Consider the following 14,951-nt stretch of genomic DNA (forward strand, 5'->3'; position numbering starts at 1 on the left):
CCCCCCCCCCCCCCCGCCCCCCCCGGCCCCCCCCCCCCGCGGGCCCCCCCCCCCCCCGGCCCCCCGGGCGGGCCCCCCCCCCGGGGGCCGGGCCCCCCCCCCCGCGCGGCCCCCCCCCCCACGACCGGGGATGCACCCGGCCCGGCGGCCCGGGTGGCCCGGCGGCCCGATGAGCCGGTGGCCCTGGTGGCCCGGTGAGCCGGTGGCCCTGGTGGCCCGGTGGCCCGGTGAGCCGGTGGGCCGGGTGGGCCGGTGGCCTTGGTGGGCCGGTGAGCCGGTGGCCCGGGTGGGCCGGTGGCCCCGGTGGCCTGGGGGGCCAGCGGGCCGGTAGCCCGGGTGGCCCGGCGGGCCTGTGAGCCGGGGGGCCGGGGGCCCGGGGCCGGTGAGCCGGTGAGCCGGGGGCCGGGGCCGGTGAGCCGGTGAGCCGGTGAGCCGGGGGGCCGGGGGCCCGGGGCCGGTGAGCCGGTGAGCCGGTGAGCCGGTGGCCCGGGTAGCCGGGTGGGCCGGGTAGCCGGGTGGGCCGGTGGGCCGGGTGGGCCGGGGGGCCGGGTGGGCCGGGGGGCCGGTGAGCCAGTGAGCCGGTGAGCCGGTGGGGCGGTGGCCCCGGTGGGCCGGTGGGCCGGGTGGCCCGGCGGGCCAGCGGGCCAGCGGGCCAGTGAGCCGGTGAGCCAGTGAGCCGGTGAGCCGGTGGGGCGGTGAGCCGGTGGGGCGGTGGGCCGGTGGGCCGGGCTGCGGCCGGTTCGTGGGGGCCGGGCGTGACGGCGTGCGGGCTGTGCGGGCGCGCACACCGCCGGCTGCGGTGGGCCGCGTCGCTGCCGTCCGGGATCGTCCGCGGTGCGGTGGCCCGCACCGCGGGTTGCCCGTGACGGCCGCCGCTGCCGGCGGCTGCCGCGCTCCTGTCCGCGGGGGCCGGTTCCTACTGTTCGGCCACGGTGGTCAGGGACTCGGGCACCGGGCGGCGGTCGGCGGCGCCGGCGGGCTGCTGGAGCTGCTCGCGCAGCTGGCCGACGAGTTCCTTCAGCCCGGCTCCGTCGGCCGCGGCGCCGAACAGGTAGAAGTCGGGCCTGACCACGGCGGCCGCGTGACCGTGCTCGCGCAGGTGGGACAGATAGCCGCCGGGGGCGTCCTGGTATCCCTCGGGCGGGGCGCCGTCGGCGTGGAGGGGGACGAGCGTGGCGCCGATGGCGGCGAGGAAGGCCCGTTCCGGGGCGTCGAGCGCGTCGAGCGGGGCGGTGCCGTCGGTCAGCACCGTGAACCCGCCGCCGGTGAGATCGTCCAGCAGGGCGGTGCGGCCCCGGTGGGTGACCGCGAACTGCGGGGTGAGGTGGCCGACGCCGCGGGCCCGGCTGCCGTCGGGGGCCCGCTGGAGGACACCGTCGCCCAGGACCGGCGGAGGGGCCGGCGGCAGGGCGTGGCGGGGGTCGGCGCCCGCGGCGGTCATCCGGGCGTCCCGGGCCGCGGCGGCGTCGGGGTCGAGGACACAGATGACCTGGCCCAGGGCCAGGGACATCCCGATGGCGTGCTGGACGTGCTCGCTGCGCTCGGAGGTGTAGGTGTCGAGCAGGGCCGGGTCGGCCTGTCCGCCGAGGACGAGGTCCAGCTTCCACGCCAGGTTGAGCGCGTCCCGCAGGCCCGAGCACATGCCCTGGCCCGCGAACGGCGGCATCTGGTGGGCGGCGTCGCCCGCCAGGATCAGCCGTCCCTCGCGCCACCGGTCGACCCACCGCGCCTGGAACGTGTAGACGGTGTGCCGTTCGATGGTGGTGTTCTCCGGTGTACGCCCCCACGGTTCCAGCAGACGCCAGGCCGCCTCCTCGGAGCTGAGGTCGCCGATGCTCTCGTGCGGCAGCCTCATGAACTCCCAGCGGCGCCGGCCGGGGCCGCCCGAGACGATGGTCGTCGGCCGCTGCGGATCGCACAACTGCCAGTTCATCGGGGACCATTCGGCCCGCTCGTGCGGTACCACGTCGACGATGAGCCAGTCGTGGAAGAAGCCGAGGTCGGTGACGGACGTGGCCATCCCGGAACGGACGAAGCTGTTCGCGCCGTCGGCTCCGATCACGTACCGTGCCCGGACCTGGCCCGCGCCGGCGCCCCGGCCGGTGGTCAGCCGGACGTGGTCGTCGCCGGGTTCGAGGTCGGTGACCTCGCAGTCGCGGCGTACGGTGACGGTGGGCAGGCTCTCGGCCGCCCCGGCGAGGACGGCCTCCAGCTCGGGCTGGCCGAAGAAACTGGCGGTCGGCCAGCCCGAGATGCCGTCGCCGGACCAGTCGATGCGCACCAGCGGTTCGCCGGCGGCGTTGCGCCACTCGTAGGAGTCGGGCACGGGGTCGGTGACCGCGCGCACCTCCTCCGCGACTCCGGCGGCCTGGAAGATCCGGCCGATCTCGTGGTCGAAGTGCACGGCGCGGGGCAGCTCGTAGGGGCGGGGCCAGCGCTCCAGGACGATGACGTCGTGGCCGGCCCGGCCCAGCAGGAGCGCCAGCAGCTGGCCCACGGGGCCGAAGCCGACGACGGCGACGTCGTACATCTTCGAAGGGCTTCTCGTCACGGTGCTACCTCGACTCACTGTGCGTGCCGGTCATCAGGGCGGCGAGATCCTCGGGGGCGAGGAACGACGGCGGGGGCGGCGGGCCCCAGTTGAACAGTCCCCTGGCGCCCTCCAGGACCTCCGGCGTCCACAGCTGGTCGTCGACGATGCAGTCCATGTCGGAGTAGTACTCGCTGAAGTTGCCGGCCGGGTCCTTGAGGTACCAGAAGAAGTTGGAGCCGGCGTGGTGGCGGCCCAGGCCCCAGACGTGCCGCTCGGGGTGGTCCTCCAGCATCGCGGCGGCGCCGCGGCCGACCTCGTCGACGTCGTCGACCTGCCAGGAGGTGTGGTGCAGGAAGGCGACCGGCGCGGCGAGGACCAGGATGTTGTGGTGGTCGGTGGAGCAGCGCAGGAACACACCGTGTCCCTTGATGTGGTCGGACACCTTGAAGCCCAGCCCGTCGCGGAAGAACGCGGCGGTGGTGCCGAGGTCGGTGGTGCCGAGGACGGCGTGACCGAGCTTGCGGGGCTGTACGGGGCCGGTGCGCAGGACGCCGGCGGCGCGGGCGCCGGTGCGGTCGGCGCGGCCGGGTCCGTTGGCGGGGGCCGCGGCGACGGGTTCCTGCACCACGCGGGGCGTGACCTCCAGGACGGCTCGTACGGCCGTGGCCCTGTCGTGGGCGGTCAGCGTGGTTCCCTCGACGAGGGGCTCGGCGCCCAGCCTCCGCAGCCGGGCGGCCGCCCGGGCCAGGTCGTCGGGCGTGTCGACACCGACGCGGACCTCCACCAGACGGCGGGTCGGTGTGCGGACGATGTGCAGCTGGCGTCCGCCGTCGCGGGTGGTGAACCAGCCTTCGCCGTCCGGCACCAGGCCGAAGTCGGTGTAGTAGGCGGCCGTGCCGGCGACGTCGGGGACCCCCATGGTGATGGAGGTCAGACGGTGCAGTGCCATGGGGGGACTCCTCGACTCCTTTGTCCGTCGGTCCGGAGGGTTCAGGCGACGAAGGTCTGGCGGAGTTCGCCGATTCCCTCGACGGTGCTGACGAGTTCGTCCCCGGCCGACAGCCAGCGCTGCGGGTCGCGGCCGAGGCCCACCCCGGCCGGGGTGCCGGTGAAGACGACGTCTCCGGGCAGCAGCGGCAGCACCGCGGACAGCCGGGCGATCAGGGCGGGGACGGAGAAGATCAGGTCGCGGGTGCGGCCCTTCTGGACCTCCTCGCCGTTGACGGTGCAGCGCAGTTCGAGGTCGTCGGGGTCCGCGAACTCGTCGGGGGTGACGAGCCAGGGGCCGATGGGACTGAACCCGGGGTACGACTTGCCCAGGCTGAACTGGGGCACGGGACCGGCCAGCTGGGAGACGCGCTCGGAGATGTCCTGGCCGACGGCGAGGCCCGCGACATGGCTCCAGGCGTCGGCCTCGGCGACGTGCTCGGCGCGGCGGCCGATCACGGCGACCAGTTCGACCTCCCAGTCGGTGTGGCCGTCGGCGGGCAGCTTCACCTCGGTGACGGGGCCGCTGATGCTGGTGACGAACTTGGTGAAGACCGGCGGGAGTCCCTCGGGGGCCGCGAACCCGGATTCGGCGGCGTGGTCGCGGTAGTTGAGGCCGATCGCCAGCGTCTGCCGGGGGGCGGGAACCGGTGATCCGAGGTCGGCCGGGTCGAAGGGCACGCCTTCGGGCAGCTCACTGGCGGCGGCCCAGGCGCGGAACACCTCCCAGCGCTCGTAGACGCTCTGCGGGTCGGCGGAGAAACTGCCGTCACTGGCCCTTTCGACGTCCACGGCCCTGCCGTCGACAATGAGGGCCAGACGGCCGGAGAGGTTGGCGATACGCACGATGATTCTCCCGAAGGGAATGGGGGCGGGTCACCCGATGCCACGTCGGGGAGGACCGCTCGGACCGCTGGGGCAGGCTTGCGGACCGCCAGCGACAGCGGTGCCCTTGCCCACCCATCAGCAATTCAGCATGATGATTACCTTGATGTTGCGTGAGCGTGAACTGCACCGTCAAGGGATCCGAGCAAATTGAACATGATGAATATGATGATCTTGAGGAGCTGACGTGACCCCCACACCCGACCGCCCCGCGCACGCGACGGCCGCGGGCGCCGCCACCGCGGACGGCACCGGCCGGCCCGGTCCGCGGCCCGAGAGCCCGCCCCGGCAGACGGCGTCGGGCCGCGCCGAACGGGCGGCGCAGCGTGTGACCGAGCTGATCGAGAGCGTTCCGCCGGGCTCCCGGCTGGGCACCAAGGAGGAGCTGCGCACCCTGTGCGAGGTGTCCGTCGGCACCTTCAACGAGGCACTGCGCCTGCTCCAGGCCCGCGGCCTGGTCACGGTCAAGCCGGGACCCGGCGGCGGTCTCTTCAGCGCCGAGCAGTCCCCCATGGTCCGGCTCGGCAACTCCGTCCTCGCGCTGGACGCGCGGGCCAACGACGTGGCCGACGCCGTCCGTATCCGCGACGCGCTGGACCCCCTGCTGATCGAGGACGCCCTCTGGCACGCCTCACCGGCCGACATCGCCGGGCTGCGCCGCCACATCACCTCGATGGAGCACGCCGTGACGGCCGCCGACCCGGTCGCCTTCGTCCACGCCAACTGGCGGCTGCACGCCGCGATCGCCGCGATCAGCCCGAACGTGCTGCTCAGCTCGCTCTACACCAACCTGCTGGACCTGATCGAGTCCCACACCCTGTCGGTGCTGCCGACCGGTGACCAGCCGCTGGGCGAGTACATCACCGACCGGCACGCCCTGCACCGCGCCCTGGTCGACGCCCTCGACCGGCGCGACCGCGAGGAGGCCCTGCGCCTGATCCACGAGCACAACACGACCCCCGCCTCCGCGGAGGAGCCCGGTGCGCAGCCCTGACCGTCCGGGGAACCGGCCGCACCCACGCCAAAGCCCCGGCCGGGCCTCCCTGTGAAGGCCCGGCCGGGGCCGGTCGCGCGGGTCCGCCCGGGTCAGGGGACGCGGGCCTCCTCGGGCCGGTCCACCAGGGCGCGGGCCGCGAGGGCCGCGTAGCGGGTCGCGTCCTCGGGCGACCTGGTCCGGGCCGTGCGGACACTCGCGATCCAGCCGGCGGCGAATCCCACCGGAATGGACACCAGACCCGTGGTCGCCATCGGGAACCAGGCGAAGTCCGCCGACGGGAAGAGCGCGCCCGGCCCGCCCGAGACGGCCGGCCCGAAGACCTGGAGCACGGCGCACGAGACGAGCCCCGTGTACATGGCCCAGAGCAGACCGGCCCGCGTGCACCTCCTCCAGAACAGGGCGTACACCAGAGCCGGCAGCACCGCGGACGCCGCCACGGAGACGGCGAACTGTGCGAGGAACTGGATGTTCCAGCTCTGCGCCAGCACCGACAGCAGCACGGCGGCGGCCCCCACGAGGGGAGTCGTCCAGCGCATGGCCTTCACCTCGGTGGAGGACGCGACCCGGCCCCCGCGGAAACCGGCGACGTACAGGTCGTGCACCAGAGCCGCGGCGGCACTCAGCGCGAGCGACGCCACCACGGTCAGGGCGGTGAGGAAGACCGCGGACACCACCAGCGCGGTGAGCAGGTCACCGGACGGTCCCGCGACCAGTTCCTGGACCAGCGACAGCAGGGCCGTCGACGACTGGAGGTCGAACTGCTCCCGGGACAGGGCGCTGCTGCGGGCCGCCGCGCCCAGGCCCAGCGTGATGGCCATCGCGACGAACACGGTCAGCATGCCGGTGGCGAGGACGACGGAACGCCGCGCGGTGCCGCCGTGCCGGGCCGCCTTCACCCGCATGATCATGTGGGGCACGACGGCCGATCCGAGAACCACGGTGACCTGCACGGACACCAGATTGAGCCGTCCGGCGAGGTCGGTGCCGTAGAGCTGGCCCGGGGTGAAGTAGCCCGCCGGGTCGAAGTTGCGGTCGATCGCGTCGGACAGCAGCCCGGCGGGGCTCCATCCGGTGCTGCGCAGCAGCAGGACCACGAGCAGGGCCATGCAGACGAACACCGTCAGCGTCTTGATCATCTGGAGCATGGTGTTGCCGCGCATGCCCGTCAGGGCCGCGGCGCAGACCATCATCGCGCCGATGAACACCGTGCACAGCTGTGCCGACGCCGTGCCGCTGAGGCCGAGCATCGCGGCCGTGGCACCGCCCGCCGCCGTCAGCTGCACCACGGCGAGCGGGACGCAGACGACGGCGCAGATCACGGCCGCCGCCGTGCGGACCGACCGGTCCTCGAACCTGGCGGCCAGGGTGTCGCCCAGTGTGAAGCGGCCGGTGTTGCGCAGCGGCCTGGCCAGGACCAGCAGCACGACGTAGCCGCCGATGGTGCCCACGGCCAGGGCCACGCCGTCGTAGCCCGCGACCGAGACCAGGCCCGTGAGGCTCAGCAGCAGCAGGATGGTGATGGTGTCGCCGGTCATCGCCAGCGCGTTGCGCCACGGCCCCACCGAGCGCCCGGCCGCGTAGAGGTCGTCGATGCCCTCCGAGTCGACGCCGAACAGCAGGCACAGCAGCAGAGTCGTGCTGACGACCAGGAAGAACGCCACCAGAGGGGCCGCGCCGGTCACCGAGGTCGCGGCCGTGTGGACGGTGGCTCCCGCGCTCATCGGCCGCTCCCGGACGAGGAGGCGTCCGCACCGCCGGCGGACACCCGCTCCGTGATCCCCCGGGTCGCGCGGTGGAGCCACCACGACGACAGCGGAGTGCCCACGGCCAGCAGGGCGAACAGCAGGCCCCCGACCGTCAGTCCGCCCGCCACCCGGGTCGCGAGCGAGGAACCGGCCGGCAGCGGAAGCACCGCGACGAGCGACCAGCAGACGGCGTGCGCGCCCACGTACCGGCCCGTCGTCCGCGCCGTCGTGCGAGCCGCCGTCCGGTGCGCGGCCCGGGCCGTTTCCGCGAGGTGCTCCGGGGGACGGGGCGGCCGGTGCTCGGGCCGCGGCGGCTCATAGTTGAGCGCGTTCATGGTTCTCCCACGTGCAGGTTGAAGTGGCCGCCCGGGCGTCAGCGCGAGGTCGCCCGACGTGGTGTCCGGTCGGGCGCGCTCCAGCGGTGCGCGGCGGCGAGGAGACGGACGGGCCGGTGCGTGCCGCGAGGTGGGCGGGCAGACGCACGCGCAGAGCGAGCCGTCGGTGAGCGTGCCCCGGCTATTGCCCCGCAGGCCGCTCATATTCATCATGGCGATCCGTCGCTGTGTGCGCCAGCGTCGTAACCGAATCGCGTCCACAACTGCGCGGACGCCCCCTGTACTTGCACTCCGGGCGCAAACGGGCCGCCAGACTTGGGCGCCCAGTCCATGCCGCCGGTCCGTGTCCCTGGGTTGACGCCACGCTCATCTGCGAGGTCAGCGACCCCAGCAACACCCGGCCCCGGCTGCGCCGTGCCCTCACCACCGACGAGGGCGGCCGCGGCCTGTTCCTCGTGGCCCAGCCCGTCACCCGCTGGGGCAGCCGCTACGGCCCCGAGGGCAGGAGCATCTGGACCGAGCAGCTCCTCACGCCCTGACCCGCGCCGCCGCCATGGTGTGGTGGTCGCCGCGGCAGCGGGTACGGGCGACGTGCGCGGCGGCCTCGACGAGGTCGTGGTCCGCGGGGGGACTGCGTGGTCGTCTTCTCTGCCTTCGTGGGATGTCGGGGCGAACGGCGGTGCGGGCGCCGGTGCGCCGTCGCGCCTGTGCCTCAGCCTTCCACCGCGTGCTTGATCGCTCTCAGTGTCTCCGACATCCCGTGCTCCAGTTCGTCGGCGTGCGCCGTCCCGCCGCCCAGCGCGAAGCGGGCGAAGACCCGACTCAGGAGGGTCAGCCGGCGGGTGACGGGGCGACGGTGGACCAGCAGGGTCCCGCCGGGCGTGCTCTCCAGCTCGAAGATCCACCGGGCGCCGCTGGTCCTGGTGTCCCACACCAGGGTTCTGCCGGGCGCCACTTCGACGATCACGTTGCGGGTCGGCCAGAGCACCGCCTTGCGGCGGTTCAGGCCGACGTACCACTGGCCGGGCCGCAGCCCTCCCGGCTTCAGGGGCAGCATCGCCGTCAGTTCGGGGCTCCGCCCGGGCCATGCGCGGATGTCCGCGAGGGCGTGCCACACCTCGTCCGGCTGCGCGCCGATCCGTATCTCGGCGCGCAGCTCCCGGTCGGCCGTGGCCCCGCCCGCCGTCGCCCTGTCCGCTGCCATGTCCCGTCTCCCGCCTCTCTCACGGTCCCGTCCTGCTCCGCGGTCCGGCGCGCGGCCGTGCCGCATCGGCCGCCGGACGACGCGCAGCGCCACGGCCGCCGAGGGACGGCCGGACCGGCCGCGGGGCGTCCGGCCGCGGCGGCACGGCGAGCACCGGCTTCCCGTGGAAGAAGGTACGCCACGCCCGACTCCCCTGGTACGCGCCCGTTCCGCCCGGACCGGCCCCGCCGAGGGGCGGGCCGGCCGCGGCCTTCCGGACTTGCCGGAGCATGCCCGAGGTCCGCGACCCGCACCCCGCGGATGACCGGATGCAAAATTTACCTGGTGCAATGATTGATCCGGCGTGCGCGTCCGTACCTCCTGACACAGCCCGCCTACGCCAGGAGTCAGTCCCCATGCCCCTCTCCCGCAACAAGGTCGGCACCGTCTTCGTCTGCGGCGCCATGGTGCTCACCCTCGCCGCCCTCGCCTACCCGGCCATGATCGGCCTGCAGAACACGGCCACGGACACGTCCCGCATCATCGCCAACACCCGGTACGGGCCCCTGACCGAGGCGGACCGCGACTTCGTGGTCAAGGTCCGCTCGGCGGGGCTGTGGGAGTACCCGCTGGGAGAACTGGCGATGCAGCGCGGGACGACGGCGGAGATGAAGGAGGCCGGCGCGCATCTGATCGTGGGACACGCCGGACTCGACAGGATGTGCCGTCAGATCGCCCCCGAACTCGGCGTCACCCTGCCCAACCTGGCCACTCCGCAGCAGCAGCAGTTCGTGGCGACCGCGGCCTCCAGGAACGGGACGGAGTTCGACTCCACGGCGGTCAACATCATGCGTGTGACGCACGGCCAGATCTTCCCGGCGATCGCGAAGATCCGGGCCAGCACCCAGAACACCCTCGTGCGGCAGCTGGCGGACCTCGCCAACGACACGGTGCTGGACCACATCACCGTCCTGGAGAAGACCGGGCTGGTCAACTACGACCAGGTCAACTTCCAGCAGACCGCTCCGCCCAAGCTCCCCAAGGAGCAGCTCACACCGCCCGTGCCCCAGCCCGGCGTGCCGGTGGTCGCGCTCACGCCGCGCCCGGACCTGGATGTGAACACCGCGTCCCCGGCACCGGCGCCCAGCCCCACCGTCGGCTGAGCCCCCGCCCCGGCCGGCCGGTTCAGGCGTCCCGGGTTCCGGGAAGGTCCACGGCCCAGCCCAGCGGGTGGGGTTCCACGCCGTCCCGCGCGGGCACCGGGGGTTCTCCGCCGGCGTCGTTGAAGGCGGCGAGGGCCTCGACGAGGGCCAGCCGCTGGTCCGGGGCGAGCCGTTCGACGATCCCCGCGATCTCGCCGCGACGCCGCGCCGTGACCTCGTCGACGGTGCGGCGCCCCTCGTCGGTGAGCCGGAGCAGGGTCTCGCGACGGCTGTCGGGGTTGGGCTGGCGGTCGGCGAGCCCGGCGGCGATCAGACGGTCGACCATCCGCATCGCGGTGGAGGGCGCGACCTGGAGCAGTTCGGCCAGGGTGACCAGCTTGGTGGCCCCGCGTGTGGAGAGCACCACCAGCATCCGGAACTGCGGCAGCGTGACCCGCTCCTCGACCGCGGCGAGGGAACGGGCCGAGACCGCGACCAGCACACGGGACGCGGTCAGCACCGCCCGGGTCACCGCGTCGACATCGTCCATCGCCCCCGGCGGGGCCTCACGCTCTGACATGGCTCCTTTCTACCTCGCCGCACTTCCCGCACCCTCATCGGGCGGAGGCGCATTTCACCGCACACGCACCCCTGACGGCCCCGAAACAGGGCCGTTCGACCCTGTCCCGGCACCCTCGCGCGCGTGGACGGTGGAGAAGGAAACGTGACGCGCCCCTCAGGCAGGACAGTCCCATGGCACTCACCGTCCCCGGCACCGCGCTCGTGACCGCCCTCGTCGAGGACGCGGTGACCGCCCCGTCGATGCACAACGCCCAGCCGTGGCGCTTCCTCCACCGCGCCGGCGGCGACACCGTCGAGGTCCACGGGGATCCCGCGCGCACCATGCCCCGCGCCGACCCCGTCCGGCGGGCCCTGCACCTGGGCGTGGCCGCCGCCGTGTTCAACCTGCGGGTCGGTGCCGCCGCGCGCGGCTGGAGCGCGTCGGTGCGCCTCCTCCCCGACGCGGACGATCCGTGGTTCCTCGCACAGGTCGCCCTGCGTCCCGCCACGGACCCCGGCGAGCCGGACGACCTCGCCGCCCTGCATCCCGCGCTCCGGCTGCGGCACACCAGCCGCCACCCGTTCTCCGAGGAGCGCGTCCCCGGCCCGGTCCTCGACGGCCTGCGCTGCGCGGCGCTCCTGGAGGGCGCGCATCTGACCGTCCCCGGGCCCTGGCACCTCGGCACCCTGCGCACCCTCGTGCACGACGCGGAGCTGTCCGAGGCCATGGACGCCGGGCTGCGCACCGAGATCGCCGGCTGGACGCGGGGCCGCACGGACGGCACGGAGGACGCCGCCGACGGCATCCCGTCGTCCGCCCTGGGTCCCCGGCAGTACGGGGTGAGCGCCCCGGTGCGCGACTTCGACACGTCCCGGCGCACGGCGGGGCGTACGGCCGCGCGCTTCGAGCAGTGGCCGCAGATCGTGATCCTCGGGACCGAGGAGGACCGGCCCGCGGACTGGATGCGGGCGGGCCAGGCCATGCAGCGGGTGCTCCTGCGGGCGACCCTCGACGGGCTCGCCACCTCTCCGATGTCCCAGCCGCTGGAGTGGCCCGAGCTGCGGCCCACGGCCCGCGACCCGCTCTCGCCGATCGGCCATGTGCACATGCTGATCCGGCTCGGCTACGGCCCCGCCGGCGAGGCGACTCCGCGCAGGCCGGCCGGAGACGTCCTGGACCTCGTCTGACGCGGCCGAGGCCGGCGAGGCCCGCGAGGCCCGCGAGGCCCGCGAGGCCCGCGAGGCCCGCGAGGCCGACACCCCCGTAGCATTCACCCGTCGATCATTGCAACGAGCGAATCGAGAAACGTTGCGTTAATCCCATTCACATTGCAACGATTTAGTGGCCTCCACCTGCTGAAATCCACTCCACTTGCAATAAGTGCGTTGCCGATTCAATGAACGCAACGTAGCGTTTCCAATGTACGAAACATAGCCGGAAACGCTGAGCAAGCCGGAGAGCATCGGAGACCGCCATGAAGTCGCCCGGCCCCGTGGCCTCCTTCGTCCGGTTCGTGATCCTCGGCGGCGGTGTCGGAGTCCTGTGCAGCTTCGTGGTGCCGATGCTGGCCACGGCCCTGCCGTGGGCGGCCGCCAACGCGCTCGTCACCGTCGCCTCGACCGTGCTGTGCACCGAACTCCACGCCCGCCACACCTTCGCCGAAGGGCGCCGCGCCGGATGGCGCGAGCACCTGCAGTCCGGGGGCTCGGCCGGTGTCGCCTACCTGGCGACCTGCGCCGCGACGGGGATCCTGCACCTCGTGCAGCCCTCCCCCGGCATGCTCACCCAGCAGGCCGTCTACCTCGGCGCGTCCGCCCTCGCCGGCACGGGCCGCTTCCTCGTCCTGCGCCTCTACGTCTTCACCGCCCGCCACGGCCGGCCCGCGGAACCGCAGAAGCTGCGGGGAACGGTGCCCGCGCCCGTCCTGGCGGCCTAGTGCCCTTCGGGAGGCCCCTCCGCGGGGCCTCCCTCACCGCAGCGCGCTCTTCTTCTGCCAGTCGGCCCACGACAGGTTCCACGCGCCGAAGCCGTTGCCCGGCTCGACCACGCCCTTGGTCTCCTCACCGGAGATCTCGAACGGGTCACCCGGCCGCACCTGCGCGTAGAACCAGGCGGCGTCCGCGTCGCTCATGCCTATGCAGCCGGAACTGTGGTTGGCGTTGCCGAAGTAGGCGGCGTTCCACGGGGCGGCATGCGCGTACATGCCCGACCAGGTCAGCCGCATCGAGTAGTCGACCATCTTGTCGTAGGCGTCACCGAGGCCCACCGTCTCGGAGTTCATGTTGATCGTGCCCTCCTTGGCCATGAGGACCGCCGTCCCGCGCCAGGAACGCTTGTCGCCGCCGGGCGTGCCGCCGGAGACCGGGATGTCGCGGACGGTCCTGCCGTCGCGCACCAGCTTGAGCCGGTGGGTGTCGAGGTCGACCTTGACGATCTGCTCGGTGCCGACGGTGAAGGCGGTCGTGTAGTCACGTACGAACCAGCCGCCGTCGGGACCCGAGTCGGTGCCGTTCAGTTCGGCGTTCAGCGTGACCTTCGTCCCGGGCTTCCAGTACGACTCCGGACGCCAGTCGACCCGGTCCCTGCCCGAGTAGTCACGGATCCAGCCCCAGGACCCCTCGGTGCCGTCCGAGGCGGTGACCTTGAGCTGCTTCTCGACCTCGGCCTTGTTCCCGACGGGGTTGTCGAAGACGAGGGAGATCGGCTGGGCCACGCCGACGGTGGTGCCGGTGCCCGGCCGCCAGTCGACCTTGTTGACCTTGTCCGCCTCGGCGGTGCTGAAGGAGGCTCTCGCGCTGCCGGTGGTGCCGCCCTCCGTCCGGGTCGCCGCGGCGACCGTGTACGACGTGCCGGGCGCGGCCTTGCGGTCCGAGACCCACTTCCCGCCGCCCTTCACGACCTTGCCGGCAAGACGGTGCCCCTCGCCGTCGGTGACGGTGACCGAGGTGAGCCGGCCGTGAGCGGCGGTGACCGTGACGGGTTCGCCCGCGGCGGCCTGCCGTCCCTCGGGGGTGACCGTGACCGTGACGGGCCGGTCGCCGGACTTGTCGGACCGCGCCGCGGGCGAGTCGCCAGACGACCCGCCCGACGAGCAGGCGGCGAGCGGCGCCAGCAGGGCCGCGGCAACGGCGGCCCGTACCGGGGCATGGGCGAACACACGTGTGCGGTGCATGAGGACCTCCGTGACGGACAACTCCGCGGAAACTGGCGGACGATCGTGACTCTAGAGCCGGAAAAGTCCAGGTCAGCCGCTACGGGGCTATGTGACGGCGGTTGGTGAGGAACGGTCATGGTCCCGTCACATTCGCCGCGCGGGGCGGTCACGGGCCGCTGTGAGAGTCCTTTGCGTCCCCGCGGCAGACCCGGGGAGAAAGTGAGGCTCACAGACCGTGTCAGCGCTGCTCGTACCGCCCGGCCGTGTCCCCGGCGCGGGGAAGGGGCCCGTTCTCCTGGGGCACGTCACCCCGCAGATCTACCGGGCCTTCCTCGCGTCCCCCGCCGGCGAGGCACTCGGCCCCGGCTTTCTGCAGTGCCCCTCGTGGGCCGACGTCAAGGAGGGCTGGCGTGCCCAGTTCCTCGGCTGGGGAACGGATCCGGCGGCGGGCCGGCTGAGCGGCGTGGCACTGGTGCTGCTGCGTCAGTTCCCCGGCACCCGCAAGTACTTCGCCTACCTTCCCGAAGGTCCCGTGGCCGACTGGTCGGACCCCGACATCGACGGCTGGCTCACCCCGCTGCTGGACCATCTGCGCCGCTCGGGCGTGTTCGCCGTGCGCATGGGTCCTTCGCCCGCGTACCGGCGCTGGGACGCCCCCCTGCTCAAGTCGCTCGCCGGACCGGGCCGCCGGCTGAGCGACGTGCTCGCCAGCGAGGTCGACCCGCTCGGCACCGCCGTCACCGAGCGGCTGCGGTCGCGGGGGTGGCGCCGCTGCGGCGGGGACGACGACGGGGACGCCCAGCCGCGCCACGTCTTCCGGGTGCCGCTCGCCGGACGCACCACCGAGGACCTGTGGTCCGGGCTCAACCAGGAGTGGCGGCGCAACATCCGCCGCGCCCAGAAGGAGGGCGTGGAGGTGGTGGTCGGCAGCGCCGCCGAACTCCCCGAGTTCTACCGGCTGCTGGGCATCACCGAGCAGCGCGACGGCTTCCGGCTCGGCCGCTCCCTCGCCTACTACGAGCGCCAGTACGCGGCACTGAACGCCGAGGAACCGGGCCGCATGAAGCTGTACCTCGCCCGCCACCACGGGGAGATCCTCGCGGCCCACACGATGATCACGGTGGGCCGCCGGGTCTGGTACCAGACCGGGGCCTCGGCCGACCACCGCCGCGAGGTGCGCCCGTCCAACGCCCTGCAGTGGCGGATGCTGCTGGACGCCCACGCCCTCGGCGCTGACGTCTACGACATGCGCGGGGTACCCTCCACACTCGACCCCGACGAACGTGCGTACGGACTGATGCGCTGGAAGCTCGGCACCGGCGGACAGGTCGTCGAGACGCTGGGGGAATGGGAGAAACCGTTGGGCGGCACCGCCAACCAGACGCTTTACCGCGCCTTCCAGGCGTACCTGAACCGCCGGTGAGCGCC

The 14,951-nt window shown here is 73.6% G+C and carries 13 protein-coding genes and 2 pseudogenes; 6 read left to right on the plus strand and 9 right to left on the minus strand.

The annotated features are described in order from the left end of the window. Positions 1-916 precede the first annotated feature (916 nt). From ACIQGV_RS13565 to ACIQGV_RS13575, 3 genes are read right to left on the minus strand one after another with little or no spacing between them, the layout of a single operon-like run. Positions 917-2,530 (minus strand): bifunctional 3-(3-hydroxy-phenyl)propionate/3-hydroxycinnamic acid hydroxylase, encoded by a 1,614-nt coding sequence (locus ACIQGV_RS13565; RefSeq protein ID WP_402494977.1) that lies wholly within the window; start codon positions 2,528-2,530, stop codon positions 917-919. 25 nt (positions 2,531-2,555) lie between these two features. Further along, complete coding sequence (locus tag ACIQGV_RS13570; protein ID WP_402494132.1) at positions 2,556-3,482, minus strand: VOC family protein; 927 nt, start codon at positions 3,480-3,482, stop codon at positions 2,556-2,558. Between the two features lie 41 nt (positions 3,483-3,523). Then, entirely contained in the window at positions 3,524-4,366 is an 843-nt protein-coding gene (locus tag ACIQGV_RS13575; RefSeq protein WP_402494134.1) for a fumarylacetoacetate hydrolase family protein, read from the minus strand. 226 nt (positions 4,367-4,592) lie between these two features. Here ACIQGV_RS13575 and ACIQGV_RS13580 point away from each other — a divergent pair, with 226 nt between their 5' ends. Beyond that, positions 4,593-5,399, plus strand: a complete 807-nt coding sequence (locus ACIQGV_RS13580) for a FadR/GntR family transcriptional regulator (RefSeq protein ID WP_402494136.1) — start codon at positions 4,593-4,595, stop codon at positions 5,397-5,399. Between the two features lie 92 nt (positions 5,400-5,491). On the opposite strand, the gene ACIQGV_RS13585 is transcribed toward ACIQGV_RS13580, so the two are convergent. Beyond that, the gene (locus ACIQGV_RS13585; RefSeq protein WP_402494138.1) at positions 5,492-7,123 is read right to left on the minus strand and encodes a cation acetate symporter; all 1,632 of its coding nucleotides are present in this window, start codon (positions 7,121-7,123) and stop codon (positions 5,492-5,494) included. After that, positions 7,120-7,482 carry a hypothetical protein gene (locus tag ACIQGV_RS13590; protein ID WP_402494140.1) on the minus strand — a complete coding sequence of 121 codons (363 nt, stop codon included), beginning with the start codon at positions 7,480-7,482 and terminating at the stop codon, positions 7,120-7,122. Before ACIQGV_RS13590 ends, ACIQGV_RS13585 begins: the two co-directional genes overlap by 4 nt. Positions 7,483-7,847: 365 nt before the next feature. On the opposite strand from ACIQGV_RS13590, the pseudogene ACIQGV_RS13595 reads away from it, so the two are divergent. Beyond that, positions 7,848-8,021: pseudogene (locus tag ACIQGV_RS13595) on the plus strand (ATP-binding protein); the annotation flags it as partial. Positions 8,022-8,025: 4 nt separating this feature from the next. Here the strand turns inward: ACIQGV_RS13595 and ACIQGV_RS13600 are convergent. Further along, positions 8,026-8,109: pseudogene (locus ACIQGV_RS13600) on the minus strand (cytidine deaminase); the annotation flags it as partial. 85 nt (positions 8,110-8,194) lie between these two features. Continuing rightward, the gene (locus ACIQGV_RS13605) at positions 8,195-8,686 is read right to left on the minus strand and encodes an SRPBCC domain-containing protein (RefSeq protein ID WP_402494142.1); all 492 of its coding nucleotides are present in this window, start codon (positions 8,684-8,686) and stop codon (positions 8,195-8,197) included. A gap of 395 nt (positions 8,687-9,081) precedes the next feature. On the opposite strand from ACIQGV_RS13605, the gene ACIQGV_RS13610 reads away from it, so the two are divergent. Next, positions 9,082-9,828 (plus strand): DUF4142 domain-containing protein, encoded by a 747-nt coding sequence (locus ACIQGV_RS13610; protein ID WP_402494144.1) that lies wholly within the window; start codon positions 9,082-9,084, stop codon positions 9,826-9,828. A 22-nt stretch (positions 9,829-9,850) separates the two neighbouring features. Here ACIQGV_RS13610 and ACIQGV_RS13615 read toward each other — a convergent pair whose 3' ends face one another. Continuing rightward, positions 9,851-10,387: a MarR family winged helix-turn-helix transcriptional regulator gene (locus ACIQGV_RS13615; RefSeq protein WP_402494146.1), complete on the minus strand. Its 537-nt coding sequence runs from the start codon at positions 10,385-10,387 to the stop codon at positions 9,851-9,853. Between the two features lie 173 nt (positions 10,388-10,560). On the opposite strand from ACIQGV_RS13615, the gene ACIQGV_RS13620 reads away from it, so the two are divergent. Beyond that, complete coding sequence (locus ACIQGV_RS13620) at positions 10,561-11,556, plus strand: Acg family FMN-binding oxidoreductase (RefSeq protein ID WP_402494147.1); 996 nt, start codon at positions 10,561-10,563, stop codon at positions 11,554-11,556. A 287-nt stretch (positions 11,557-11,843) separates the two neighbouring features. Beyond that, positions 11,844-12,305 carry a hypothetical protein gene (locus ACIQGV_RS13625; RefSeq protein WP_402494148.1) on the plus strand — a complete coding sequence of 154 codons (462 nt, stop codon included), beginning with the start codon at positions 11,844-11,846 and terminating at the stop codon, positions 12,303-12,305. A gap of 33 nt (positions 12,306-12,338) precedes the next feature. Here the strand turns inward: ACIQGV_RS13625 and ACIQGV_RS13630 are convergent, their stop codons facing one another. Next, complete coding sequence (locus tag ACIQGV_RS13630; RefSeq protein ID WP_402494149.1) at positions 12,339-13,541, minus strand: Ig-like domain-containing protein; 1,203 nt, start codon at positions 13,539-13,541, stop codon at positions 12,339-12,341. Between the two features lie 217 nt (positions 13,542-13,758). Here ACIQGV_RS13630 and ACIQGV_RS13635 point away from each other — a divergent pair, with 217 nt between their 5' ends. Continuing rightward, complete coding sequence (locus tag ACIQGV_RS13635) at positions 13,759-14,946, plus strand: lipid II:glycine glycyltransferase FemX (protein ID WP_402494151.1); 1,188 nt, start codon at positions 13,759-13,761, stop codon at positions 14,944-14,946. Positions 14,947-14,951: the final 5 nt, after the last annotated feature.

It is taken from the genome of Streptomyces sp. NPDC093094 (genome assembly GCF_044754345.1).
Taxonomy (GTDB): Bacteria; Actinomycetota; Actinomycetes; order Streptomycetales; family Streptomycetaceae; genus Streptomyces.